General features: G+C 59.6%; 25 protein-coding genes. 8 read left to right on the top strand and 17 right to left on the bottom strand.

The features are described 5' to 3' along the window. Positions 1 to 79 precede the first annotated feature (79 nt). Positions 80 to 1,036 carry a thioredoxin-disulfide reductase gene (gene trxB / locus KVG95_RS20140; protein WP_217857658.1) on the bottom strand — a complete coding sequence of 319 codons (957 nt, stop codon included), beginning with the start codon at positions 1,034 to 1,036 and terminating at the stop codon, positions 80 to 82. Between the two features lie 315 nt (positions 1,037 to 1,351). Here trxB and cysZ point away from each other — a divergent pair, with 315 nt between their 5' ends. Next, entirely contained in the window at positions 1,352 to 2,107 is a 756-nt protein-coding gene (gene cysZ, locus KVG95_RS20135) for a sulfate transporter CysZ (RefSeq protein WP_217857657.1), read from the top strand. Between the two features lie 40 nt (positions 2,108 to 2,147). Beyond that, the gene (locus tag KVG95_RS20130) at positions 2,148 to 3,359 is read left to right on the top strand and encodes a glycosyltransferase family 4 protein (protein WP_217857656.1); all 1,212 of its coding nucleotides are present in this window, start codon (positions 2,148 to 2,150) and stop codon (positions 3,357 to 3,359) included. A gap of 88 nt (positions 3,360 to 3,447) precedes the next feature. Here the strand turns inward: KVG95_RS20130 and KVG95_RS20125 are convergent, their stop codons facing one another. The 3 genes from KVG95_RS20125 to KVG95_RS20115 all read right to left on the bottom strand — a co-directional run bounded on the left by KVG95_RS20125 (position 3,448) and on the right by KVG95_RS20115 (position 5,942). Further along, the gene (locus tag KVG95_RS20125; protein ID WP_063341534.1) at positions 3,448 to 4,551 is read right to left on the bottom strand and encodes an NADH:flavin oxidoreductase; all 1,104 of its coding nucleotides are present in this window, start codon (positions 4,549 to 4,551) and stop codon (positions 3,448 to 3,450) included. Between the two features lie 300 nt (positions 4,552 to 4,851). Then, a complete protein-coding gene (locus KVG95_RS20120) occupies positions 4,852 to 5,334 on the bottom strand; it encodes a glutathione peroxidase (protein ID WP_052965554.1) in 483 nt (160 codons plus the stop codon). Positions 5,335 to 5,456: 122 nt separating this feature from the next. Continuing rightward, positions 5,457 to 5,942 (bottom strand): FKBP-type peptidyl-prolyl cis-trans isomerase, encoded by a 486-nt coding sequence (locus KVG95_RS20115; protein WP_007901600.1) that lies wholly within the window; start codon positions 5,940 to 5,942, stop codon positions 5,457 to 5,459. Between KVG95_RS20115 and KVG95_RS20110 the strand changes: the two genes are divergently transcribed. From KVG95_RS20110 to yihG, 3 genes are all read left to right on the top strand, one after another. After that, positions 5,911 to 6,249, top strand: a complete 339-nt coding sequence (locus KVG95_RS20110; RefSeq protein ID WP_217857655.1) for a DUF3565 domain-containing protein — start codon at positions 5,911 to 5,913, stop codon at positions 6,247 to 6,249. The two genes, KVG95_RS20115 and KVG95_RS20110, sit on opposite strands and share 32 nt — an antisense overlap. A gap of 74 nt (positions 6,250 to 6,323) precedes the next feature. After that, positions 6,324 to 8,423: a phosphate acetyltransferase gene (gene pta, locus KVG95_RS20105; RefSeq protein WP_217857654.1), complete on the top strand. Its 2,100-nt coding sequence runs from the start codon at positions 6,324 to 6,326 to the stop codon at positions 8,421 to 8,423. Then, the gene (gene yihG, locus KVG95_RS20100; protein ID WP_217857653.1) at positions 8,424 to 9,332 is read left to right on the top strand and encodes a 1-acylglycerol-3-phosphate O-acyltransferase, YihG family; all 909 of its coding nucleotides are present in this window, start codon (positions 8,424 to 8,426) and stop codon (positions 9,330 to 9,332) included. A 166-nt stretch (positions 9,333 to 9,498) separates the two neighbouring features. Here the strand turns inward: yihG and cysN are convergent, their stop codons facing one another. The 3 genes from cysN to KVG95_RS20085 form a co-directional block, all read right to left on the bottom strand. Further along, positions 9,499 to 11,397: a sulfate adenylyltransferase subunit CysN gene (gene cysN / locus KVG95_RS20095; protein WP_217857652.1), complete on the bottom strand. Its 1,899-nt coding sequence runs from the start codon at positions 11,395 to 11,397 to the stop codon at positions 9,499 to 9,501. 9 nt (positions 11,398 to 11,406) lie between these two features. Further along, positions 11,407 to 12,324, bottom strand: coding sequence for a sulfate adenylyltransferase subunit CysD (cysD, locus tag KVG95_RS20090; RefSeq protein ID WP_008008639.1), 918 nt, complete (start codon positions 12,322 to 12,324; stop codon positions 11,407 to 11,409). Between the two features lie 270 nt (positions 12,325 to 12,594). Continuing rightward, positions 12,595 to 13,353, bottom strand: a complete 759-nt coding sequence (locus KVG95_RS20085; protein WP_007901591.1) for a Nif3-like dinuclear metal center hexameric protein — start codon at positions 13,351 to 13,353, stop codon at positions 12,595 to 12,597. Positions 13,354 to 13,456: 103 nt separating this feature from the next. Between KVG95_RS20085 and algW the strand changes: the two genes are divergently transcribed. The 3 genes from algW (at position 13,457) to KVG95_RS20070 (ending at position 17,565) form a co-directional block, all read left to right on the top strand. Further along, complete coding sequence (algW, locus tag KVG95_RS20080; protein ID WP_123719998.1) at positions 13,457 to 14,617, top strand: Do family serine endopeptidase AlgW; 1,161 nt, start codon at positions 13,457 to 13,459, stop codon at positions 14,615 to 14,617. 109 nt (positions 14,618 to 14,726) lie between these two features. Then, positions 14,727 to 16,832 (top strand): TonB-dependent siderophore receptor, encoded by a 2,106-nt coding sequence (locus tag KVG95_RS20075; protein WP_217857651.1) that lies wholly within the window; start codon positions 14,727 to 14,729, stop codon positions 16,830 to 16,832. 13 nt (positions 16,833 to 16,845) lie between these two features. After that, complete coding sequence (locus tag KVG95_RS20070; protein WP_217857650.1) at positions 16,846 to 17,565, top strand: DUF4198 domain-containing protein; 720 nt, start codon at positions 16,846 to 16,848, stop codon at positions 17,563 to 17,565. Positions 17,566 to 17,681: 116 nt separating this feature from the next. On the opposite strand, the gene hisC is transcribed toward KVG95_RS20070, so the two are convergent. From hisC to KVG95_RS20020, 10 genes are all read right to left on the bottom strand, one after another. Continuing rightward, on the bottom strand, positions 17,682 to 18,734 hold the full coding sequence (hisC, locus tag KVG95_RS20065; protein WP_217857649.1) for a histidinol-phosphate transaminase: 1,053 nt from the start codon (positions 18,732 to 18,734) through the stop codon (positions 17,682 to 17,684). 2 nt (positions 18,735 to 18,736) lie between these two features. Continuing rightward, positions 18,737 to 20,062, bottom strand: a complete 1,326-nt coding sequence (gene hisD / locus KVG95_RS20060; protein ID WP_007901571.1) for a histidinol dehydrogenase — start codon at positions 20,060 to 20,062, stop codon at positions 18,737 to 18,739. A gap of 124 nt (positions 20,063 to 20,186) precedes the next feature. Further along, positions 20,187 to 20,822 (bottom strand): ATP phosphoribosyltransferase, encoded by a 636-nt coding sequence (gene hisG / locus KVG95_RS20055; RefSeq protein WP_007901570.1) that lies wholly within the window; start codon positions 20,820 to 20,822, stop codon positions 20,187 to 20,189. 127 nt (positions 20,823 to 20,949) lie between these two features. Then, on the bottom strand, positions 20,950 to 22,215 hold the full coding sequence (gene murA / locus KVG95_RS20050; RefSeq protein ID WP_007901567.1) for a UDP-N-acetylglucosamine 1-carboxyvinyltransferase: 1,266 nt from the start codon (positions 22,213 to 22,215) through the stop codon (positions 20,950 to 20,952). A gap of 22 nt (positions 22,216 to 22,237) precedes the next feature. Further along, on the bottom strand, positions 22,238 to 22,477 hold the full coding sequence (locus KVG95_RS20045; RefSeq protein ID WP_007912386.1) for a BolA family protein: 240 nt from the start codon (positions 22,475 to 22,477) through the stop codon (positions 22,238 to 22,240). A gap of 114 nt (positions 22,478 to 22,591) precedes the next feature. Further along, positions 22,592 to 22,897 carry an STAS domain-containing protein gene (locus KVG95_RS20040; protein ID WP_052965564.1) on the bottom strand — a complete coding sequence of 102 codons (306 nt, stop codon included), beginning with the start codon at positions 22,895 to 22,897 and terminating at the stop codon, positions 22,592 to 22,594. Next, positions 22,894 to 23,547, bottom strand: coding sequence for an MlaC/ttg2D family ABC transporter substrate-binding protein (locus tag KVG95_RS20035; protein WP_052965565.1), 654 nt, complete (start codon positions 23,545 to 23,547; stop codon positions 22,894 to 22,896). Before KVG95_RS20035 ends, KVG95_RS20040 begins: the two co-directional genes overlap by 4 nt. Before the next feature lie 11 nt (positions 23,548 to 23,558). Further along, a complete protein-coding gene (mlaD, locus tag KVG95_RS20030) occupies positions 23,559 to 24,026 on the bottom strand; it encodes an outer membrane lipid asymmetry maintenance protein MlaD (RefSeq protein ID WP_008070583.1) in 468 nt (155 codons plus the stop codon). Then, entirely contained in the window at positions 24,026 to 24,823 is a 798-nt protein-coding gene (gene mlaE / locus KVG95_RS20025; RefSeq protein WP_052965566.1) for a lipid asymmetry maintenance ABC transporter permease subunit MlaE, read from the bottom strand. Before mlaE ends, mlaD begins: the two co-directional genes overlap by 1 nt. After that, positions 24,823 to 25,632 (bottom strand): ATP-binding cassette domain-containing protein, encoded by an 810-nt coding sequence (locus KVG95_RS20020; RefSeq protein ID WP_038978972.1) that lies wholly within the window; start codon positions 25,630 to 25,632, stop codon positions 24,823 to 24,825. Before KVG95_RS20020 ends, mlaE begins: the two co-directional genes overlap by 1 nt. Between the last annotated feature and the right edge of the window lie 28 nt (positions 25,633 to 25,660).

Here is a 25,660-nt window from a genome sequence, read left to right as displayed (position 1 = left end):
CCCACACTGTTGATCGAGCGTTTGCGCCCCCATAAAAAAACCGGCCGAAGCCGGTTTTTTGCTTTCTACAGAATCAGAATCAAGCGTTCTGCAGATCGTCGAGGTAGCGCTCGGCATCCAGTGCCGCCATGCAACCGGCGCCGGCCGAGGTAATGGCCTGACGGTAAACGTGGTCAGCCACGTCACCGGCGGCGAAGATGCCTTCGAGGTTGGTCGCAGTGGCGTTGCCGTCACGGCCGCCCTGCACAACCAGGTAGCCGTCTTTCAACGTCAACTGGCCTTCGAACAACGAAGTATTCGGGGTGTGGCCGATGGCGATGAACACGCCGTCGACTTTCAGCTCGTCGAAGCTGCCGTCGTTGTTCTTCAGGCGAGCACCGGTCACGCCCATGTTGTCGCCCAGGACTTCGTCCAAAGTCGAGTTCAGCTTCAGGACGATCTTGCCTTCGGCAACCCGGGCATTCAGCTTGTCGATCAGGATCTTCTCGGCGCGGAACGTTTCGCGACGGTGGATCAAGGTGACGGTGCTGGCGATGTTGGCCAGGTACAGGGCTTCTTCCACAGCCGTATTACCGCCACCCACCACAGCCACTGGCTTGTTGCGATAGAAGAAACCGTCGCAGGTCGCGCAGGCCGAAACGCCTTTGCCCATGAACGCTTCTTCCGACGGCAGACCCAGGTAGCGGGCGCTGGCGCCGGTGGCGATGATCAGTGCGTCGCAGGTGTAAGTCGCGCTGTCGCCAATCAGGGTGTACGGCTTGGCGGCGAAGTCCACGGCATTGATGTGATCGAACACGATCTCGGTTTCAAAGCGCTCGGCGTGCTCTTTCATCCGTTCCATCAGCGCCGGGCCGGTCAGGCCGTGGACGTCACCCGGCCAGTTGTCGACTTCGGTGGTGGTGGTCAGCTGGCCGCCAGCCTGCATGCCAGTGATCAGCAGTGGCTTGAGGTTGGCACGGGCGGCATAGACCGCGGCGCTGTAACCGGCAGGGCCGGAACCGAGAATAATCACTCGCGAATGACGAACTTCAGACATGACCTGCTCCTGTTGACCGGGCCCGAAACACTGGGCGCGGAACGCCGGATTGCCGGCGGGAATAAAAAAGGACCGTTGAAAACACTTGGGGAAGGCTTGGGCTCGACAGTCCTGTAAAAGAATGGGTGCAGCGTATCGAGGGGGCGAAGATTAAGGAAATACGGTTTAACAATCCAGCTCATAGGCGGTCTCTATCCCATTGCAGTGAATTTATAGACGCCTTTGTTACAGTTAATGTCGATGCCGCTACCGCACTTTCGCCTGTCAGGCAAAGCCGGTAAGGTCGGCGCGTTTACCCTTTGCTCGGAGCACGTTATGCCCGCCCCCGTTCTGTCTGGCCCGCAATACCTGCGCGAGGGCCTCAAGCTGGTCCTGAGCCCAAGCCTGCGCTTGTTCGTGTTGTTGCCGCTGGCGATCAACCTGGTGCTGTTCGTCGGATTGATCTATCTGGCCGGCCATCAGTTCAGTATGTGGGTCGATACGCTGATGCCGTCCCTGCCCGATTGGCTGAGCTTTCTCAGCTATATTCTCTGGCCGATATTCGTCGTGTTGGTGGTGTTGATGGTGTTCTTCACCTTCACCATGCTGGCCAACGTCATCGCTGCGCCATTCAATGGCTTCCTGGCGGAGAAGGTCGAAGTGGTGGTGCGCGGCACCGACGACTTCCCGGCCTTCAGCTGGGGCGAACTGATCGCCATAATCCCGCGCACCCTGTCCCGGGAAATGCGCAAACTCGGCTACTTCCTGCCCAGAGCCATCGGGCTGTTCATCCTGTCGTTCATCCCGGTGGTCAACATCATCGCCGCGCCGCTGTGGCTGCTGTTCGGGGTGTGGATGATGGCGATCCAGTACATCGACTACCCGGCGGATAACCACAAACTCGGCTGGAACGAAATGCTCGCCTGGCTGCGGCAAAAGCGCTGGCAGAGCCTCGGCTTCGGCGGCAGCGTATATCTGGTGTTGCTGATTCCGGTGGTCAACATTCTGATGATGCCGGCGGCAGTGGCCGGGGCGACGCTGTTCTGGGTACGTGAGCGTGGCGCGGAGAATCTGGTGGCAGAACGCCGTTAATCGCGTCACAAATCCATCACCCAACCGTCACAATGACGACATGGCCTCAGCCGACACTGAGGTCATGACGACAACTCTGCATATCACCCTGATCACCGAAACCTTCCCTCCGGAAATCAACGGCGTGGCCAATACCCTTGGTCGCTTGTTCGACGGTTTGCGCGCGCGCGGGCATCAGGTCGAATTGGTGCGGCCACGTCAGGGTGGCGACCCGCTTATGGGCAACAATGATGAGTTGCTGTTGTGTCGAGGCTGGCCGCTGCCGGGTTATCCCGGCCTGCAATGGGGTCAGTCGTCGATGCACAAGCTGCTGCGGCGCTGGAAACGTCATCGTCCGGATGTGTTGTACATCGCCACCGAAGGACCGCTGGGGTTGTCGGCGTTGCGCGCGGCACGGCGCTTGGGGATTTCGGTGGTCAGCGGCTTTCATACCAATTTTCAACAGTACTCAAGCCAGTACGGCCTCGGGCTGCTGACGCGTTTGCTGACTCACTACCTGCGCTGGTTTCACAATCGCTCGACCCTGACCCTGGTGCCCAGCGCCAGCCAGCGACTGGAACTGGAACGCCGCAGTTTCGAGCGCCTGGCGCTGCTCTCTCGAGGCGTCGACAGCCAGTTGTTTCATCCGGCCAAACGACTGAAGCCGCTGCGCGAGCAATGGGGACTGGCCGAGGATGATATTGCCTTCATCCACGTAGGACGCCTGGCCCAGGAGAAGAATCTTGGCTTGCTCAAGCGCAGTTTCGACACGCTGAAAATGACTTATCCACAGCGAAAAATGAAATTGATTGTGGTCGGAGACGGTCCGCAACGATCGATGCTGGAGAAAGAATTGCCCGAGGCGATTTTCTGCGGATCACAACGCGGCGAAGCCTTGGCCAGTCACTATGCGTCGGGGGATGTGTTTCTGTTTCCAAGCCTGACCGAAACCTTCGGCAATGTGGTGCTTGAGGCATTGGCCTCGGGGCTGGGGGTGGTGGCGTATGACCAGGCTGCGGCGGCGCAGCATATTCGCCATGGCTACAACGGCGTACTGGCCATGCCCGGGGATGAAGAGGCGTTCTGCGATGCGGCACGCTGGCTGCTGGAGGAGCGCGAAACCTTGCGCTGCGTGCGTCTTAATGCGCGCCAGCATGCGAGTCGTCAGGGGTGGGCGGCGATTATCGAGCAGTTCGAAGGGCAGTTGCGCGGGGCTTGTCACGATCCTCGTGGCGAGGGGGCTTGCCCCCGTTCGGCTGCGAAGCAGTTGTAAAACCAGCGCACACCGTGTGCCTGATGAAACATATTTTGAGATTTCAGGGCCGCTTCGCGGCCCAACGGGGGCAAGCCCCCTCGCCACATTAAACCAGCGTCATCAAAGCCTCACGGCTAAACGGCAGGATGTCTTCCTCACGACCGTCCCGCACTTTCTGCGCCCAGTCCGGGTCCACCAGCAATGCACGACCCACGGCCACCAGATCGAACTCATCGTTGTTCAAGCGCTCCAGCAGTTTTTCCAGGCTGGCCGGTTGGGCGATCTTGTCGGTGTTGACCATGAATTGCAGGAACTCGCCGTCCAGGCCGACGCTGCCGACGGTGATGGTTGGCTTGCCGGTGAGCTTGCGGGTCCAGCCCGCCAGGTTGAGTTCGGAACCGTCAAACTCCGGCTCCCAGAAACGTCGCGTCGAGCAGTGGAAAATGTCCACGCCAGCGTCGGACAATGGCTTGAGGAATTCACCCAAGGCTTCCGGGGTTTGCACCAACCGCGCGGTGTAGTCCTGCTGCTTCCACTGGGAGAAACGGAAGATGATCGGGAAACCCTCACCGACCGCGGCACGCACCGCCTGAATCAGTTCGATGGCGAAGCGCGAACGATTGGCCAGGCTGCCACCATATTCGTCAGTGCGCTGGTTGCTACCTTCCCAGAAGAACTGGTCCACCAGATAACCGTGGGCACCGTGGATTTCCACGCCGTCCATGCCGATGCTCTGAGCGTCTTTGGCGGCTTGGGCGAATGCGGCAATCACGTCCTGGATATCTTCCTTGGTCATGCCGTGAACCACGACCTGACCGTCCTTCAATTTTTCTGACGGACCGTAACCCGGCACGCTGGCGTCCGGCTCGGTGCCGATGCGGCGCACGCTGCCCACATGCCACAGTTGCGGAACGATCTTGCCGCCCTCGGCATGCACCGCGTCGACGACTTTCTTCCAGCCGGCCAATGCCGCTTCACCATAGAAGTGCGGCACGTTCGGGTAGCCATTGGAGGCCTTGTGACCGACGGTGGTGCCTTCGGTGATGATCAGCCCAACCCCGGCGGCGGCGCGACGACGGTAGTACTCGATCACTTTGGAGTTGGGCACGCCGCCCGGCGAAAACGAGCGGGTCATCGGCGCCATGACGACGCGGGTCGGCAACTCGAGAGCGCCTAGGTGAAAAGGCTTGAACAGGGCTTTGACAGGCATGGGACGCTCCACGGGATATAGACTTTATGACGGCGATAATATGGAGAGTCGCAAGGCTTGAACAGCACTATTGATTGCGGTGATTAAGGTCTAAAAGCTAGGAAATATTGTAGGAGCGAGGCTTGCCCTAATGCCAGTCAGTTAAGGTGCGAAACCTGTGGGAGCGGGCTTGCTCGCGAAAGCGGTGGGTCAGGCAACATCAATGTTTACTGTGCCGCCGTCTTCGCGAGCAAGCCCGCTCCCACATGGATTGCGCTTAACTGACTGGCATTGAGGCTTGCCCGCTCCTACAGGGGGATGTCAGCTCAGCGCTTTTTCGATCGCCTGGATGACAGCATGATCATCCGGCGCCGTTCGAGGCGAGAACCGCGCCAATACGCGACCGTCCTTGCCCAGCAGGAATTTCTCGAAGTTCCAGGTGATGTCGCCCGGAAATTCCGCGCCTTCGCCCGCCAGCAGGCGATACAACTGATGACGCTCATGACCGTTGACTTCCAGCTTGCTGGACAACGGAAAGGTCACGCCATAGTTGAGGCTGCAGAATGCCTGGATCTCCTGCTCGGTGCCCGGTTCCTGCCCTGCAAACTGGTTGCACGGCAAGCCCAGCACACTGAAACCCTTGTCCTTGTATTGCTGGTAGAGGTTTTCCAGCGCCGCGTACTGTGGGGTCAAACCACATTTGGAGGCGACGTTGACCACCAGCACGACACGCCCCTTGAAGGGCGCCAGAGGTAGCTCCTGACCATCCAGGGCTGTCAGTTTAAGGTCGTGAAAAGCACTCATGACGAACTCCAAATTCTCGTGTTCTTCTCGAAACAGCCACTTGGCGGTGCCATCAAGGACAGCCGCGGACTAAAAAGGCGCCCTCAGGCGCCTCTCCAGCTCTCTGAGCTTAGCGCAGAAAATCAGTGGTGATGGCCACCTTCGCCATGGACGTGACCATGAGCGATTTCTTCTTGGCTGGCGTCACGGATGTCGATGATCTTGACCTGGAAATTCAGGCGCTGACCAGCCAACGGGTGGTTGCCGTCGACAGTGACATCGTCGCCGTCCAGATCGCGAATGGTGACGATCTGCATCTGGCCGTCCGGAGCGGAAGCGTGGAACTGCATGCCCACTTCCAGCTCGTCAACGCCTTCGAACATGCTGCGGCTCAAAGTGCTGACCAGTTCGGCAGCGTATTCGCCGTAGGCATCTTCAGGTTCTACGGCGACAGTCAGTTCGTCACCGACTGCTTTGCCTTCCAGTGCCTTTTCCAGGCCCGGGATGATGTTACCTGCGCCTTGCAGGTAGACCAGCGGCGCGCCGCCGGCGGAGCTGTCGATGACCTCACCAGCGTCGTTGGTCAGGGTATAGTCGATGGAGACAGCCTTATTGGCGGCGATCAGCATGGGGCGAGACCTTTTGCATAAGAATATAGAAAGACCAAGTTTAGCGAAGCAATCGCCCGAAAGCGAACACAACCCGGACAGACGGGGCGCGACGCAAGCTTCGACCATCACAGGCTTTCATCAGGATGAGGATGGCCACTGGGTAGCCGAGCTTTCCTGCGGCCATACCCAACACCTGCGGCACCAGCCCCCGTGGCAATCCCGGGCCTGGGTGCTGGACCCTTCGCTGCGTAATGAAAAAATAGGCCAGCCCTTTGATTGCGGATGGTGCGCACAAGGCTCGGTTAGCGATAACCTTGACGACTGAATTTCGGTAGATCGTCAGATATAGATGATCACCTGGCGGCCACGGCTGCCCACATGCACTTCCAGAGAATCCGCATGCAAACTTTTTTTATCGCGCCCACCGATTTTGGTGTGGGTCTGACCTCCATCAGCCTCGGGCTGGTGCGTACACTTGAGCGGGCCGGTCTCAAAGTCGGCTTTTTCAAACCCATTGCCCAGCCGCACCCGGGCGACACAGGCCCTGAACGCTCCACCGAGCTGGTGGCCCGCACCCACGGTTTGAAACCGCCTCAGCCACTGGGCCTGGCCCACGTCGAGCGGATGCTCGGCGACGGTCAGCTGGACGAACTGCTCGAAGAAATCATCACCCTTTATCAGCAAGCCGCTGTCGGCAAGGACGTGCTGATCGTCGAAGGCATGGTCCCGACCCGCAGCGCCAGTTACGCGGCGCGGGTCAACCTGCATTTGGCCAAGAGCCTCGACGCCGACGTGATTCTGGTATCGGCACCGGAACACGAAGTGCTGACCGAACTGTCCGGCCGGGTGGAGTTGCAGGCGCAATTGTTCGGCGGGCCGAAAGACCCGAAAGTCCTGGGCGTGATCCTCAACAAGGTCAAGACCGACGAAAGCATGGAGGCCTTCGCCTCGCGCCTGAAGGAACACTCGCCGTTACTGCGCAGTGGCGATTTTCGCCTGCTCGGCTGCATCCCGTTCCAGCCCGAACTGAATGCGCCGCGCACCCGCGACGTGGCCGATCTGATGGGCGCTCAGGTGCTCAACGCCGGCGATTACGAAACCCGGCGCATGACCAACATCATCATTTGCGCCCGCACCGTGCGCAACACTGTGGAGCTGCTCAAACCCGGTGTGCTGGTGGTAACCCCCGGCGATCGCGACGACATCATCCTCGCCGTCAGCCTCGCGGCGATGAACGGCGTGCCTCTGGCCGGCCTGTTGCTGACCAGCGACACCCTGCCCGACCCGCGCATCATGGATTTGTGCCGTGGCGCCTTGCAGGCCGGCCTGCCGGTGTTGTCGGTCAGCACCGGTTCCTACGACACCGCCAACCAGTTGAACGGCTTGAACAAGGAAATCCCGATCGACGACCGCGAACGTGCGGAGATCATCACCGATTTCGTCGCCAGCCACCTCGACGCCAACTGGCTGCACCAGCGCTGCGGCACGCCACGGGAAATGCGTCTGTCGCCAGCGGTGTTCCGTTATCAACTGATCCAGCGCGCCCAAGCCGCCAACAAGCGCATCGTGTTGCCCGAAGGCAGCGAGCCGTTGACCGTGCAGGCCGCGGCGATCTGTCAGGCGCGCGGCATTGCCCGTTGCGTGTTGCTGGCCAAACCGGCAGACGTCGAAGCCGTCGCCCGCGCCCAAGGCATCGAGTTGCCGCCGGGGCTGGAAATCCTCGACCCGGACCTGATCCGCGAGCGTTACGTCGAGCCGATGGTTGCGCTGCGCAAGACTAAAAGCCTCAACGCGCCGATGGCCGAGCAACAACTGGAAGACACCGTGGTGATCGGCACCATGATGTTGGCGCTGGATGAAGTCGACGGGCTGGTGTCCGGGGTCATTCACTCCACCGCCAACACCATCCGTCCGGCCCTGCAGCTTATTAAAACGGCTCCGGGCTGCACGTTGGTGTCTTCGGTGTTCTTCATGCTGTTTCCGGAAGAAGTGCTGGTTTACGGTGACTGCGTGATGAACCCGCACCCGAGCGCCAGCGAACTGGCCGAGATCGCCTTGCAAAGCGCCGATTCGGCGGCGGCGTTCGGCATCACTCCGCGGGTAGCGATGATCAGCTACTCCAGTGGCGAGTCGGCCAGCGGCGAAGAAGTCGAGAAAGTTCGCGAGGCCACGTTGCTCGCCCACGAACAGCAAAACTCGCTGTTGATCGACGGCCCGTTGCAGTACGACGCCGCCGCCAACGAAACCGTGGCCCGACAACTGGCGCCGAACAGTCAGGTGGCCGGGCGTGCCACGGTGTTCGTGTTCCCCGACTTGAACACCGGCAACACCACCCACAAAGCCGTGCAGCGCAGCGCCGACTGCGTCAGCCTCGGGCCGATGTTGCAAGGCCTGCGCAAGCCGGTGAATGACCTGCCGCGCGGCGCGCAGGTTGACGACATCGTCTACACCATCGCGTTGACCGCGATCCAGGCTGCCAACCGACCTATGGATGTTTAAATGCTGGATTTTCTACCTGCACCCCTGCGCGGCGTGATCGCCTCGCTGTTGTTGGCGCTGAACACGATTGTCTGCTGCACGCCGCTGTTCGTGGTGGCGATCTTCAAACTGCTGCTGCCCTTCCCCGCCGCCCAGCGTTTCACCGACTGGCTGATGGGCCACATCCACGAAACCTGGATCAGCAATAACAAGGCCTGGATGGATCTGCTCGGGCACACGCGTTGGCAGCTCAGCGGGCTGGAAGGCCTGGACTATCAGCACTCGTACCTGATCACCAGCAACCACCAGAGCTGGGTCGACATCATGGTGTTGCAGTACGTGCTCAACCGTCGCATCCGCCCGCTGAAGTTCTTCCTCAAACAGCAACTGATCTGGGTGCCGGTGATTGGTCTGGCGTGGTGGGCGCTCGGTTTTCCGTTCATGAAGCGTTACTCCAAGGCCTATCTGGAGAAGCATCCAGAGAAGAAAGGCAAAGACCTGGAAACCACCCGCAAGACCTGCGACAAGTTCCGCAATAACCCGGTGGGGATTTTCAACTTCGTCGAAGGCACGCGCTTCACCGAGGGCAAGCACGTACAGCAGAGCTCACCGTTTCGCTACCTGCTCAAGCCGAAAGCGGGCGGTATTGCCTTCGTGCTGGATGCCATGGGCGACCAGCTGGAAGCCATCATCAACGTAACTATCCACTACCCGGCCGGTCGTCCGGGCTATTGGGATTTGCTCTGTGGAAACGTGAAGGATGTGGTGGTGCACTTTCAGGAGCTGAAGATTCCACCGCAGTTCGTCGGCAAGAACTACGACCAGGACGGTGCATATCGGCTCGAGTTTCAGGGTTGGATCAATCAGCTGTGGAATGACAAGGATGCGCTGCTGGGGCAGATGCATCGCGAATTTCCAGACAAACACTGATCCAGTGTGGGAGCGGGCTTGCTCGCGAAGGCTGGCTGACATTCAACATTTATATTGACTGACACACCGCTTTCGCGAGCAAGCCCGCTCCCACATTGAATATCGCAGGACACAAAAAACCCGCAGACGATCACTCATCTGCGGGTTTTTTATTTGCAGCTAACGCTTAGATCGCGCCACGCTGACGCAGCAGATCCAGCACTTGCTTGACGCTTTCTTCCAGCGACAGCGACTGGGTGTCGATCACCAGATCGGCATTCAGTGGCACGTCGTACGGGAAGGATTCGCCCGGGATGTTGTCGCCACCTGCCGCGTACAGACCTTGCGGATCACGCTCGGCACAGACCGTCGGAGAGGCCTGGACGTACACCGTCAGCAGACGCTCCTTGCCGATCAGTTCCCTGGCCTGCTCACGACCTTCAGCACTCGGCGCAACGAAGGCTGCCAATGTCAGCAAACCGGCTTCGTTGAACTGACGCGCAACGTGCGCCGCACGACGCCAGTTCTCGGTACGCCCGGCACGATCCTGTGGCAGACCTTTATTCAGGTCGTGACGCAGGTTCTGGCCATCGAGTACAAACACCGCACGACCCAGGTCGAACAGCTTGCGTTCAACGGCGTAAGCCAGGGTGCTTTTGCCAGCGCCCGACAAGCCGCTGAACAACACGGTGGCCGGTTGCTGACCAAAGCGCTGGGCACGTTCTTCGGTAGCCACGTGAGCCAGTTTGCCGTGATGGGTGCTGGTGCCATGGCTCAACGGCTGGGCGATGATCATGCCGGCCGCGACCGTACCGTTGGTCAGTCGATCGATGACGATGAACGAACCGGTGGTGCGGTTGCTGTCGTAACCGTCCAGCGCGATGGCGGCGTCGAGGCTGATCTTGACCCGACCGATCTCGTTCAGTTGCAGCGAGCTCGCCGGCCCTTCGGCCAAGGTGTTCACGTCCACGCGATTGACGATGCTGGTGATCGAACCCGGCACGTAAGTCGTGGCGCGCTTGATGTCGTATTTCTTGCCCGGCAGCATCGGCTCTTCGGCCATCCACACCAGCATGGCGTCGAAGGCGTCAGTCACCTGCGGCTGGTTGTCGGCATGTACCAGCAAGTCACCGCGGGAAATGTCGATTTCGTCTTCCATGGTCAGCGTCACCGCTTGACCAGGACCTGCATGCTCCAGCTCACCTTCGAAGGTGACAATGGATTTCACACGGCTGCTCTTGCCCGACGGCAACACAACGACTTCGTCGCCCTTGTGCACGATGCCGCTGGCCAGGGTGCCGGCAAAACCACGGAAGTTCAGGTTCGGACGGTTGACGTACTGCACCGGGAAACGCAAATCGGTGTAGTTACGGTCATTGGCGATTTCGACGGTTTCGAGGATTTCCATCAGCGACTGGCCGGTGTACCACGGCGAGCGCTCGGACTTGTTCACGACGTTGTCGCCCTTGAGCGCGGACATCGGCACGAACGCCATGGTGGTCGGCTTGAACGCGATGCCTTCGGCGAACTTCAGGTAATCGGCCTTGATCGACTCGAACACGCTTTCGTCGAAGCCGTTGAGGTCCATCTTGTTGATGGCGACAACGATGTGCTTGATGCCCAGCAACGAGGCGATAAAGCTGTGGCGACGGGTCTGGGTCTGCACGCCGTAACGGGCGTCGACCAGAATGATCGCCAGGTCACAGGTGGATGCACCGGTGGCCATGTTGCGTGTGTACTGCTCATGGCCGGGGGTGTCGGCGATGATGAATTTGCGCTTGGCGGTGGAGAAATAGCGGTAGGCGACATCAATGGTGATGCCCTGCTCACGCTCGGCCTGCAAGCCGTCGACCAGCAACGCCAGGTCGATATCTTCACCGGTGGTGCCGACTTTTTTCGAGTCGCGGGTGATGGCTTCCAGATGATCTTCGTAGATCATTTTGGAGTCGTGCAGCAGGCGCCCGATCAGGGTGCTCTTGCCGTCGTCGACGTTGCCACAGGTAAGAAAGCGCAGCATTTCCTTGCGTTCGTGCTGGCCCAGATAGGCGAGGATGTCCTCGCTGATCAAATCAGATGCGTGCGACATGACAACCCCTTAGAAATAACCCTGACGTTTCTTTTCTTCCATCGAACCTGCGCCATCGTGATCGATGACTCGGCCCTGGCGTTCGGAAGTTCGCGTCAGGAGCATTTCCTGAATGATGTCGGTCAGGCTGGTGGCCTCGGACTCGACCGCACCGGTCAACGGGTAGTCGCCCAGCGTACGGAAACGGACCTTTTTCTTGACGATGCGCGCCTTGTCTTCGTCGCTCAAGTGATTGAGCAGGCGTTCGTCGTCGATCATGATCCAAGTGCCATTCATCTCGATAACGTCGCGCTCGGCTGCGAAATACAGCGGCACGATCGGGATACCTTCGAGGTAGATGTACTGCCAGATGTCCAGCTCAGTCCAGTTCGACAACGGGAATACGCGGATCGATTCGCCCTTGTTGACCTTGCCGTTGTAGACATTCCACAACTCGGGACGCTGGTTTTTCGGATCCCAGCGGTGCTTGGTATCACGGAAGGAATACACGCGCTCTTTGGCCCGGGATTTCTCTTCGTCGCGACGGGCACCACCGAATGCCGCATCGAAGCCGTACTTGTCGAGGGCCTGTTTAAGGCCTTCGGTCTTCATGATGTCGGTGTGCTTGGCACTGCCGTGGGTGAGCGGGTTGATACCCTGCGCAACACCCTCGGGATTCACGTGCACCAGCAGGTCCAGGCCGAGCTCTTCGACCATGCGGTCGCGGAACGCGTACATTTCCTTGAACTTCCACTGGGTGTCGACGTGCATCACCGGAAACGGAAGTTTGCCCGGGAAGAATGCCTTGCGCGCGAGGTGCAACATCACGGCGGAGTCTTTACCGACGGAGTACAGCATCACCGGGTTATCGAACTCGGCGGCGACCTCGCGGATGATGTGGATGCTTTCGGCCTCCAGCTGTTTCAGATGCGTCAGTTTGTCGACCATGGCTACTCACGAAAACGATCTTATGGACGGCCTGCGGGCCGTGTTCGAGCGGGGAATCCTAGCACAGCGCCCCCTTCTAATCAGGACGCTGGCTAGATCGAAAGGGTATATGAATATACCTGCCCGTTCGGGTGTTCGAGGATCTGCGTGGGAGCGGGCTTGCTCGCGAATGCGGATTCACATTCAACGCAGATGTTGACTGAGATACTGCTTTCGTGAGCAAGCCCGCTCCCACATTTGATCCGGGGGTGTTCATCAAAAATCCGCCCGTCAGATAGGGTTCGGGCAATCGATGAAGATGTGCTCGAGGGCGAAACGTCGCGCCAGGTAATCGCCCAAAGCCTGCACACCGTAACGCTCGGTGGCGTGGTGACCGGCGGCGATGAAGCTGATGTCGTTTTCCCGGGCGCTGTGGAACGTCTGCTCGGAGGCTTCGCCGCTGAGGTACAGATCGACGCCGGCCAACACCGCCTGATCAATGTAACCCTGGCCGCCACCGGTGCACCAGCCGACCCGACGAATCATCTCGCTGCCTTCGATCAGCAACGGCTCGCGCCCCATGACTTCCTGCACGCGACGGGCGAAATCGCGAGGGGTCATCGGTTCGCTCAACGAGCCGACCAGGCCAACGACTTTCAGATTGTCCGGATCCAGCGGGCCTTCGACGGTGATGTCCAGTTGCCGGGCAAGCTGCACGTTGTTCCCGACTTCCGGGTGCAAATCCAGCGGCAAGTGATAGGACAGCAGGCTGATATCGTGCTTGAGCAAGGTTTTCAACCGGCGCTGCTTCATGCCGGTAATACACGGGTTCTCGCCTTTCCAGAAATAGCCGTGATGCACCAGCACCAGATCGGCCTGGGCCTCTACCGCGGCGTCCAGCAACGCCTGGCTTGCAGTAACCCCGCTGACGATGCGCATCACTTGCGGCCGGCCTTCGACCTGCAAACCGTTGGGGCAGTAATCGGCGATCTTCGCACTTGCCAGGTAGCGGTCGGCTTCTTCGACCAGGGTGCTCAGGGCGACGGCCATAAAAGACTCCTAAATATCCCGTTCAGAGGCGCGCTCGGCCTCGTATAATGCGCGACATTATGGGCGGTCTCACACCGCCTGCAACCTCTGTAGGACGTGCTTAATGCTCAAGGCGCTGCGTTTTTCCGGCTGGCCGCTGTTGGCCGGCGTGCTTATCGCTCTATTGATTATGCAGCGTTACCCGCAATGGGTCGGGCTACCGAGCCTGGACGTGAATCTGCAGCAAGCCCCGCAAACCCTCGGTCTGCAGCAGGGGCCAGTGTCCTATGCCGACGCGGTAACCACGGCCGCGCCGTCGGTGGTCAACCTGTACACCACTAAAGTGGTCAACAAGCCCAGCCATCCGCTGTTCGAAGATCCGCAGTTCCGCCGCTTCTTCGGCGACAACTCGCCCAAGCAGAAGCGTATGGAGTCGAGCCTGGGTTCGGGCGTGATCATGAGCCCGGAAGGTTACCTGCTGACCAACAACCATGTGACCAGCGGTGCCGACCAGATCGTGGTGGCGCTCAAGGATGGTCGTGAAACCCTGGCCCGAGTCATCGGCAGCGACCCGGAAACCGACCTCGCGGTGTTGAAGATCGACCTGAAAAACCTGCCGTCGATCACCGTCGGCCGTTCCGACAATATCCGTATCGGCGACGTGGCCCTGGCCATCGGCAACCCGTTCGGCGTCGGCCAGACAGTGACCATGGGCATCATTAGCGCCACCGGGCGCAACCAGCTCGGGTTGAACAACTACGAAGACTTCATCCAGACCGACGCCGCGATCAACCCCGGCAACTCCGGCGGTGCGCTGGTGGACGCCAACGGCAACCTGACCGGCATCAACACGGCGATCTTCTCCAAGTCCGGCGGTTCTCAGGGCATCGGCTTCGCGATCCCGGTCAAACTGGCGATGGAAGTGATGAAATCGATCATCGAACACGGCCAAGTGATTCGCGGCTGGCTCGGCATCGAAGTGCAACCGTTGAGTCAGGAACTGGCGGAATCGTTTGGTCTGTCGGGACGTCCAGGGATTGTGGTCGCGGGGATTTTCCGTGACGGCCCGGCACAGAAGGCCGGCCTGCAACTGGGCGACGTGATCCTCAGCATCGACGGTGAACCGGCCGGCGACGGTCGCCGCTCGATGAACCAGGTGGCGCGAATCAAGCCGACCGACAAGGTCACCATTCAGGTGATGCGCAACGGTAAAGAGCTCAAGCTCACGGCAGAAATCGGTCTGCGTCCACCGCCCGCGCCGATCAAGGAAAAAGAAGGAGAGTAAGCCGGTAGGAGCTGCGCCCTCAGCAGCTACATAACTCCGAAGCCGTAACAGCAGACATTCTCATTAGGCATGTTATATTGTTTCAATATCACTATTAGAACAACATAACATGTCGTCTCGAACAATGGCTTCCCTCGCAGGCCTGGCCCTCGGTTTGCTGGGGGATCCGGTCTTCGCCGAAGAATCGCAAACCGTTGAACTGGACGCCATCAGCGTCACCTCCGACTACGAATCCCCCACCGGCCCGGTCAAGGGTTACCGCGCCACGCGCTCTGCCAGCGCAACCAAGACCGACACGGCCATTCGCGATATCCCGCAATCGATCAGTGTGATTCCCGTCAGTGTGCTCAAGGATCTGGGCAGCACCAGCGTCGAGCGCGCGCTGGATTTTGCCGGTGGCGTATCGAAACAGAACAACTTCGGCGGCCTGACGCTCTACGAATACAGCGTGCGCGGCTTCACCACGTCGGAGTTCTACAAGGACGGTTTCAGCGCCAACCGCGGTTATCCAAGCACGCCGGACGTGGCCAACATCGAGCGCATCGAAGTGCTCAAAGGCCCGGCTGCCAGCCTCTATGGTCGTGGCGATCCGGGCGGTACGGTGAACATCGTCACCAAAAAACCCCAGCCCGAAGCCTTCACCACACTGCAAACCAGCGCCGGCAGCTGGGATCGCTATCGCACCGCCGTGGACGTCAACACACCGCTGGATGATGACGGCAATGTGCTGTCCCGGGTGAACCTGGCGGTCGAGGACAACCACAGCTTCCGCGATCACGTCGACAGTCAGCGTGTGTTCGTTGCGCCTTCCTTCAGCTGGCAACTGAACCCGGACACCAGCCTGCTGGTGGAGAGCGAGTTCGTTCGTCACAGCTCGACATTTGATCGCGGTATCGTCGCGCCGAACAATAAATGGAGCGGTGTCTCCCGTTCGACCTTCCTTGGCGAACCCAACGACGGCAACATCGACAACCACAACAATCTGCTGCAAGCCGCCCTCGAACATCAGCTCAACGATAGCTGGAAACTGCGCCTGGCCAGTCATTACAAGGAAGGCAAACTCTGGGGCTTCGCCTCCGAAAATCGTCCCCTGAACGCCGACGGCCACACCGTCAACCGTCGCTACCGCGAGCGCGATACCAACTGGCACGACAGCATCACCCAACTCGAACTGCGCGGTTTGTTCGACATCGGCAGTTGGCAACACGAACTGCTGATCGGCAGCGAATACGAGAATTTCCGCAAGAACGAACGGATTACGACCATTGCCGGCGGCTCGTACGCCATCGATATCTATCGACCGATCTACGGCCAGCCGAAACCCGATGGCGCACGCTCCGGGACCGACTTCTTCGAGCATGTCGAAAGCCAGGCGCTGAACCTTCAGGACCAGATCATTTTCACCGACAAACTGCGCGGCATGCTCGGTGCGCGCTTTGAGCATTTCGAACAAAGCATCGACGATCACAGCCGCAACGCGACCAGCCGTCAGCGCCACGACGCACTGACCCAGCGAGCCGGCCTGCTTTACCAACTGACGCCCGAAGTGGGGTTATTCGCCAACGCTTCCACCTCGTTCAAACCGAACAACGGGCTGGACGCCGCCGGCAAATCCTTCGACCCGGAAGAAGGCGTCGGCTATGAAGTCGGGATCAAGAGCGAGCTGTTCGACGACCGCTTGAGCACCACCCTCGCCGCCTTCCATATCGAAAAGGAAAACGTCCTGGCGCTCGACCCGAGCACCGATTCCAGCCGCGCCATGGGCAAGGCCCGCAGCCAGGGTGTCGACCTGCAAGTCACCGGGCAAGTGACCGACGCCGTGCGAGTGATCGGTGCTTTCGCTTACATCGACGCCGAAGTCACCCAAGGCGACAAGGTCATTCCCACCGGCAGCCGAATTCTCGGCGTAGCCAAACGCAGCGGAAGTCTGTTGGGTGTTTATGAATTTCAGGACAGCCATTTGCGCGGTTCGGACCTTGGTGCAGCGTTCACCTATGTCGGTGATCGCTCGGGTGAAGCCGGCAGCGATTTCGAACTGCCGGCCTACCACACCGTCGACCTGCTGGCCCATTACAAGGCCAGCGAAAACGTCACTGTGGGCCTGAACCTGAACAACCTTTTCGACGAGAAATACTTCGAGCGCTCCTACAGCAACTACTGGGTCAACCCCGGCGAGCCGCGCAATTTCACCGTCAGCCTGACACTCAACCTATAAAAGGACGTCCACCATGCAACACGGCAAAACCCTTCTGCTCATCGCGGCCCTCTTCGCCACTCAAGCTTCGGCCCATGGCCTCTGGACCGAACAACGTCGCGGCAACATCGAAGTCATCTACGGCCATGGCGCCGAAGACAACGCTTTCAAGGCGCAGAAAATCAGCGGCGCGTGGGCCTATGACGTAGCCGGAAAAATGATCCCGGTTAATGTGCAACGCCTGGCCGACCACGCCCGCCTGCAGCCGTTGAAACCACCGGCAGTGATGGCCGTGGCGCTGAACAATGGCATGTGGTCGCAAACGGCGGATAAAAAATGGATCAACGAAGGACGCAGCAAAGTACCGGGGGCCATTGAGTCGACTCAGACCTTCAAGTACAGCCTGGCGATATACCAGCCGGGGGCGAAGTTGCCGAAGCTCGATCAGATGAAATTGCTGATTCTGCCGGAGGTTGATCCGCTCACCGTGGGACCGGGCAAATCGTTGCCGGTTCGAGTGCTATTGGACGGTAAGCCGGCGGCGGGTGTGAAGCTGGTGGGCGACTATCGCAGCGCGCCGAATACGTTAAGCACCGAGACCGACGCAGAGGGTCGGGCGCAAGTATTGGTGCGTAATGAAGGGTTGAATGTGATTGCGGCGCAGATGGAGATTCCGCTGAAGGACAACCCGGATGTGGCGACGCGCGGGCTGTTCACGTCGCTGACCTTCCTGGGCGAACTGCATCACGAGTAACCCACAAAACCTTGTGGGAGCGAGCCTGCTCGCGATAGCGGTTTTGCATTCAACATCAATGCTGAATGTTATGGCCTCATCGCGAGCAGGCTCGCTCCCACAGGATCGGGGAAGCCTTACAGGTCGCCGAGGCCGTCGATCAGTGCCTGATTCTGCTCCGGCGCGCCGATGGAAATACGCAGGAACTGGGCAATCCGCTCTTGCTTGAAGTGCCGAACGATCACGCCCTGTTCGCGCAACTTCGCCGCCAGCCCTGCCGCATCGTGCTTCGGGTGACGGGCGAAAATGAAGTTTGCTGCCGACGGCAACACCTCAAACCCCTTCGCTTCCAGCTGCGCGACTACCTTCTCGCGACTCTCGATGACCAACCGGCAGGTCTTGTCGAAATATTCGCGATCCTCGAACGCCGCCGCAGCCCCCACAATCGCCAGACGATCCAGCGGGTAGGAGTTGAAGCTGTTCTTGATCCTCTCCAGCGCCTCGATCAGGTCCGGATGCCCCACCGCCAGACCCACCCGCAGGCCCGCCAGCGAACGGGACTTGGACAGGGTCTGGGTCACCAACAGGTTCGGATAACGATCCACCAGCGTGATCGCCGTTTCACCGCCGAAATCAATGTAAGCCTCATCCACCACGACCACCGAGTCCGGGCTGGCCTTGAGGATTTGCTCAACCGCGTCCAGCGCCAACAGGCAACCGGTCGGCGCGTTCGGGTTGGGGAAAATGATCCCGCCGTTCGGCTTGGCGTAGTCCGCCGGGTTGATCTGGAACTGTTCATCCAGCGGCACCGCGTCGAATGCAATGCCGTACAACCCGCAGTAAACCGGGTAGAAGCTGTAGCTGATGTCCGGGAACAACACCGGCTGATCGTGTTGCAGCAAACCGTGGAAAATGTGCGCCAGCACTTCATCGGAACCGTTGCCGAGGAACACCTGATTGCCCTGCACGCCGTAGTACTTGGCAACCGCCTGCTTGAGCAGGTCGCTGTTCGGGTCCGGGTACAGACGCAGGTTGTCGTTCAGTTCGGTCTGCATCGCGGCCAACGCTTTGGGCGATGGACCGTACGGGTTTTCGTTGGTGTTGAGTTTCACCAATTTAGCCAGCTTCGGCTGTTCGCCCGGCACGTAAGGCACCAGGCTCTTGACGAAGGGACTCCAGAATTTACTCATGCTCAGTTGCCCTTCTTATCGTCAACGATGCGGTATTCAGCGCTACGGGCGTGAGCGGTCAGCGACTCGCCACGGGCCAGCACGGAAGCGGTTTTGCCCAGTTCGGAGGCTCCCTGCTCGGAGCAGAAGATGATCGACGAACGTTTCTGGAAGTCGTAAACCCCCAGCGGCGAAGAGAAGCGCGCGGTACCGGACGTCGGCAACACGTGGTTTGGACCTGCGCAATAGTCGCCCAGGGCTTCGGACGTGTGGCGGCCCATAAAAATCGCGCCGGCGTGGCGGATCTGCGGCAACCAGGCCTGGGGATCGGCGACCGACAACTCCAGGTGTTCCGGCGCAATGCGGTTGGCCACTTCAATGGCTTGTTCCATGTCGCGAACCTTGATCAGCGCACCGCGACCATTGATCGAAGTTTCGATGATTTCGGCGCGCTCCATCGTCGGCAGCAGTTTGGCGATGCTCGCAGCAACCTTGTCGAGGAACTCGGCGTCCGGGCTGACCAGAATCGCTTGGGCGTCTTCATCGTGCTCGGCCTGGGAGAACAGGTCCATGGCAATCCAGTCCGGATCGGTCTGACCGTCACACACCACGAGGATCTCCGACGGCCCGGCGATCATGTCGATGCCGACCTGACCGAACACGTGGCGCTTGGCGGTGGCGACATAGATATTGCCCGGGCCAACAACCTTATCGACCTTCGGCACGCTTTCGGTGCCGTAGGCCAACGCGGCAACTGCCTGAGCGCCGCCGATGGTGAACACCCGGTCAACGCCGGCAATGCAGGCCGCCGCTAGCACCAGTTCGTTGATTTCGCCGCGAGGGGTTGGCACGACCATGACCACTTCGGTCACGCCGGCAACCTTGGCTGGAATTGCGTTCATCAGCACCGAGGACGGGTACGACGCCTTGCCACCCGGCACATACAGACCGGCGCGATCCAGCGGCGTGACCTTCTGGCCCAGCACGGTGCCGTCGGCTTCGGTGTAGCTCCAGGAATCCTGTTTCTGTTTTTCGTGATAGCTGCGCACGCGGGCCGCGGCTTTTTCCAGCGCTTCGCGCTGAGGCACGGTGATGCGGGTCAATGCCAGTTCCAGGCGTTCGCGCGGCAGGATCAGGTCTGCCATCGAGGCGACTTGCAGGCCGTCGAATTTCTGGGTGAATTCCACCAGCGCCGCGTCGCCACGCTCGCGCACAGCCTTGATGATGTCCAGCACCCGCTGATTGACCGAGTCGTCAGACACACTTTCCCAGCTCAGCAGATGATCCAGATGATGTGCGAAATCCGGGTCAGCAGCGTTGAGTCGGCGAATTGCAGTCGGTGCGGTCATAGCGAGAGCCTCATAGGATTGGCAAAAACTCAGGCGCCCGAAGCTAACATTCGATCCGCTTGGGCACCTGAGAATTCTGGCTATGAGGCGGATAGACGGCGCGACTCAAGGTCGCGCAGGTAAATCAGCCGCGGTGTCGAGACTCCACTGCCTTGCGCAGGGTGTCGATCAACGCCTGGATACGGGCGTGTTGCATTTTCATCGAAGCTTTGTTGACGATCAGCCGCGAGCTGATGTCGGCAATGAAATCCTGGGGTTCCAGGCCATTGGCACGCAGGGTGTTACCGGTGTCGACCACGTCGATGATCTTGTCCGCCAGACCAATCAGCGGCGCCAGCTCCATCGAGCCGTAGAGCTTGATGATGTCGACCTGACGGCCCTGCTCGGCGTAGTAACGCTTGGCGACGTTGACGAATTTGGTCGCCACCCGCAGACGGCCCTTGGGCTCGACATCGCCGACACGGCCGGCGGTCATCAGCTTGCAGAGGGCAATTCGCAGATCCAGAGGCTCGTACAGACCCTGGCCGCCATATTCCATCAGCACATCTTTACCGGCGACGCCGAGGTCCGCAGCACCATGCTCGACGTAAGTCGGCACATCGGTGGCGCGCACGATCAGCAGGCGCACATCGGCCTGGGTCGTGGGGATGATCAGCTTGCGGCTCTTGTCCGGATTCTCGGTCGGCACGATGCCCGCTTCAGCCAGAAGCGGCAGGGTGTCGTCAAGGATGCGGCCCTTGGACAGTGCGATGGTCAACATGGGAAACGTCAGTCCTTATCAAGGTACTCATGCCCGGTCGCAAACGGCGCCGGACATACATCGAGGCCATTACAGCCCCGACTTGAACGAAATCAACAGGCGCGTCCCTGCGCCCATGCAGCAGAAACTAGCCCGGTACGCGGCGGATTTTCGCGCCGAGCATCTGCAGTTTCTCTTCGATGCACTCGTAACCACGGTCGATGTGGTAGATGCGGTCGATCAGGGTATCGCCTTCGGCGATCAGCGCCGAGATCACCAGGCTGGCCGAAGCACGCAGGTCGGTGGCCATTACTGGCGCGCCCTTGAGCTTTTCGATGCCGGTGACGATGGCGGTGTTGCCTTCGACCTGGATATGAGCGCCCATGCGGTGCAGTTCGTATACGTGCATGAAGCGGTTTTCGAAGATCGTCTCGATCACCGCACCAGTGCCTTCGGCAATGGCGTTGAGGGAGATGAACTGCGCCTGCATGTCGGTCGGGAACGCCGGGTATGGAGCGGTCCGCACGTTAACGGCTTTTGGCCGCTTGCCGTGCATGTTCAGCTCGATCCAGTCTTCGCCGCAGGTGATTTCAGCACCCGATTCGCGGAGCTTTTCCAGAACGGCTTCGAGGATGGTCGGATCAGTGTCCTTGACCTTCACACGCCCGCCAGTTACCGCTGCCGCCACCAGGTAGGTGCCGGTCTCGATACGGTCAGGCATCACCTTGTAAGTGGTCGGGTGCAGACGCTCGACGCCATCGATGGTGATGGTGTCGGTGCCGGCGCCAGTGATCTTGGCGCCCATGGCGTTCAGGAAGTTCGCCAGGTCGATGACCTCAGGCTCGCGAGCGGCGTTTGCCAGCACGCTGCGGCCCTTGGCCAGAGCGGCCGCCATCATGATGTTCTCGGTACCGGTCACGCTGACGGTGTCGAAGAAGAAGTGTGCACCGCGCAGGCCACCCTCAGGGGCCTTGGCCTTGATGTAGCCGCCTTCGACGTCGATAACCGCGCCCATGGCTTCGAGGCCACGGATGTGCAGGTCGACCGGCCGCGAACCGATGGCGCAACCGCCAGGCAGTGCAACTTCGGCTTCGCCGAAACGGGCAACCATCGGGCCCAGCACCAGGATCGAGGCACGCATGGTTTTCACCAGTTCGTACGGCGCGATCAGGGTCTTGATGGTGCGCGGGTCGATTTCGACACTGAGCTTCTCGTCGATCACCGGCTCAATGCCCATGCGACCGAACAGCTCGATCATGGTGGTGATGTCGTGCAGGTGCGGCAGGTTGGCAACGGTAACCGGGCCATCGCACAGCAGGGTTGCAGCCAGGATCGGCAGGGCAGAGTTCTTTGCCCCGGAGATGCGGATTTCGCCATCAAGACGAACGCCACCGGTAATAATCAATTTATCCATAAGAATCTCGACGCCCTTGGGCTCAGGTGCGCTCGGCCCAGGCCGCGCTGCTGAAAAATTTCATAGTGACCGCATGGATGCTGCCATCGGTGATCCATGGGTTCAAATGGGCATAGATCTGCTGCTGACGCTTCACCGGGCTCAACGCCGCCAGTTCATCGCTAATCACGTTCAGCTGAAAGTTGCAGCCTTCGCCCTCAACTTCTACCAGCGTTCCGGGCAACTTTCCTTCAAGGAAGCTCTTCACTTCTACGGCCTGCATGCTCAACCTCAATCGGCGCCCTGTGCGCGCGGGTCGGACATCATACAAAAAAGCCCCGCGCCTGCGAACCCCGCGAAGCAGGACTCTGACGGGGGGCTTCTTTATAGATGCGGTTCAGGGTTGCGCCAACAGCTCGGTCAGTTCACTGACCTGAGCGATTTCGCGCATGTCTTCGGGCATCGCACGAACGCTCAAGGCCTTACCGGCCGCCTGAGCATCGCGCATGAAGCACAGCAGCAGCGACAAGCCGACGCTGCTGGACTTCTCCACTGCGGAGCAATCGACCACCAGCGCAGCCGCGTTACTGGACTTGATCAGTGCCTGCCCCTGCTTGCGCAGGTTCGGGCCTGTGCGGTAATCCAGCACGCCACTGAGCAGCAGCTCGCCGGATTCGCTCATGCGAATGGCCGACTCACTCATTGGGTTTGGGTCTCGGTAGATTTTTCCGTGGCTTCCTTGGCTTTGGCGACTTCCCCGGCCCAACCGTTGATGGTTTTGTCCAGATCGTTGCCATTGCGCTGCATCGCATCAGCGAACTGATCGCGGAACAGCTTGCCGATATTGATGCCATTGATGATCACGTTGCGCAGCTTCCACTCGCCATTGATCTTTTCGAGTGTGTAAGACACAGGATAGATTGCGCCGCTGCTGCCTTTGACCGTCATGCCAACGCTGGTACGGTCTCCCGACTCATCCTTGGCAGGATCGACGACAATGCCCTGGTTGTCGTACTCAAGCAAAGCATTGCCATAGAACTGGAACAGGCCTTTTTTGAAGTTCTCGACAAACTTCTGCATCTGCTCGGGGGTGGCCTTGCGTGAATACTTGACCGTCATGATGCTCTTGGAAATACCTTCGGCATCCACCACAGGACCGACGATGGTATTCAGCGCCGTATAAAAGTCCTGCGGGTCCTGCTTGTACTTTTCTTTGTTGGCGGCAAGATCCGCCAACAACCGGGTGGTGGTGTCCTGTACCAGATCGTGCGCGGAAGGCCCCGCCACGGCGTTAGCCATCAACGGCAAGGCCGCGAGAATCACCAACAGGCCACGTCGCAAGATAGAGATCATTCAAAAGCTCCTCATTTGGCGTCTTTGCTAACGGTATTGAGCAGAAATTTACCGATCAGGTCCTCGAGCACCAGTGACGACTGCGTGTCGTGGATGGTTCCACCCTCCTTGAGCAGGGTTTCCTCCCCGCCCACACTGATACCGATGTATTTCTCACCCAACAGGCCAGCGGTCAGGATAGATGCAGTGGAGTCAGTCGGTAGATTATCTACGCGCTTTTCCAGTTGCATGGTCACCCGACCGGTGAAGCTGTCGCGGTCCAGATCGATCGCCGTGACCTTGCCGATGGTCACACCGGCCATGGTCACTTTAGCTCTGACCGTCAAACCGGCGATATTGTCGAAATACGCATAAAGTTTATAAGTATCGGTGCTCGCCGTCGGAGCCAGGCCACTGACCCGCAGGGCCAACAGCAGCAAAGCCAGGATGCCAGCCAGCAAGAAAAGGCCGACACCGATTTCCAGGGTGCGGTTTTGCATCAGAAATCTCCAAACATCAAGGCGGTCAAAATAAAGTCCAGGCCGAGTACAGCCAAAGAGGCATACACCACGGTCTTGGTAGTGGCACGACTGATCCCCTCGGAAGTGGGCTCACAGTCATAGCCTTGGAATACGGCGATCCAGGTCACGACGAAGGCAAAAACGATGCTTTTGATAATGCCGTTGAGCACATCGTCGACAAACGTCACGCTGTTTTGCATGTTCGACCAGTAGGAGCCTTCATAGACACCCAGCCAGTCGACGGCCACCCACGAACCGCCCCAGATACCCACCACGCTGAAAATCATCGTCAGCACCGGCAGGGAAATGAAGCCGGCCCACAGGCGCGGGGCAATGATGTACTTGAGCGGGTCGACCCCGATCATTTCCAGGCTGGACAATTGCTCGGTGGATTTCATGTTGCCGATTTCGGCGGTCAGCGCCGAACCTGCGCGCCCGGCGAACAACAAGGCCGTGACCACCGGGCCCAGTTCACGCAACAGCGTCAGCGCAACCATCTGCCCGACTGCCTGCTCCGAACCGTAACTGGACAGAATGTTAAAGCCCTGCAGCGCCAGCACCATGCCGATGAATACCCCGGAGACCACGATGATCACCAGGGACATCACGCCCACCGAATGCAGTTGCTTGACCAGCAGGCCAAAACCGCCGCCGATGCCGCCACGACCGAGCAAGGCATGAAACAGGAACAGCGCCGAACGCCCGAATACCGCCAGCACATCGATGCCGGCGAAGCCGAAGCGGCGTACTCTTTCTATTAATGAAATCTTGCGCATTAGCGCTTCCCCAGAAGATCTGCGCGGTAATCCGGCGCTGGAAAGTGGTATGCGACCGGGCCGTCGGGTTCGCCAGTCAAGAATTGACGAATACGTGGCTCATCCGATTTCATCAAATCCTTGGGTGTGCCCTGGCCCAACACTTGCCCGTCGCCCACCACAATGAGGTGGTCAGCGATGCTCGCGGTCTCGGCCAGATCGTGGGAGACCACGATGCTGGTGATGCCCAGCGCATCGTTGAGCAGGCGGATCAGGCGCACCAGCACGCCCATGGCGATCGGGTCCTGGCCGACGAAAGGCTCGTCGTACATAAGGATTCGCGGATCGAGCGCAATTGCCCGGGCCAGCGCGACGCGACGCTTCATGCCGCCGGACAATTCGTCAGGCATCAGGTCGATGGCGCCACGCAAGCCCACGGCCTGCAATTTGAGCAAGACAATGTCGCGGATCATTTCTTCCGGCAGTTCGGTATGAACACGCAGCGGAAAGGCAACGTTCTCGAACACATCAAGATCGGTAAACAACGCGCCGCTCTGAAACAACACACCCATGTGCTTGCGCGCATCGAACAGATCGCTGCGCGACAACGTTGGCAGGTTCTGGCCGTTGACCCAGACTTCGCCGCTGGTAGGACGCAATTGTGCGCCTATCAGCCGCAGCAGCGTGGTCTTGCCACACCCGGAAGGCCCCATGATGCCGGTGACCTTGCCGCGCGGTATGCGGATATCGACGTTATTGAAAATGCTGCGCGTACCGCGCTTGAAGGTCAGTCCCTTCAGCTCGACCGCGTAGGCGTTATCGGCACTCATCTAAACTCCTTGCGATGCAGCCTCTCAC

Source organism: Pseudomonas farris, assembly GCF_019145235.1.
GTDB lineage: Bacteria > Pseudomonadota > Gammaproteobacteria > Pseudomonadales > Pseudomonadaceae > Aquipseudomonas > Aquipseudomonas farris.
The sequence above is the reverse complement of the archived record's forward strand: the minus strand, read 5'-3'. Positions and strand labels throughout refer to the sequence as shown.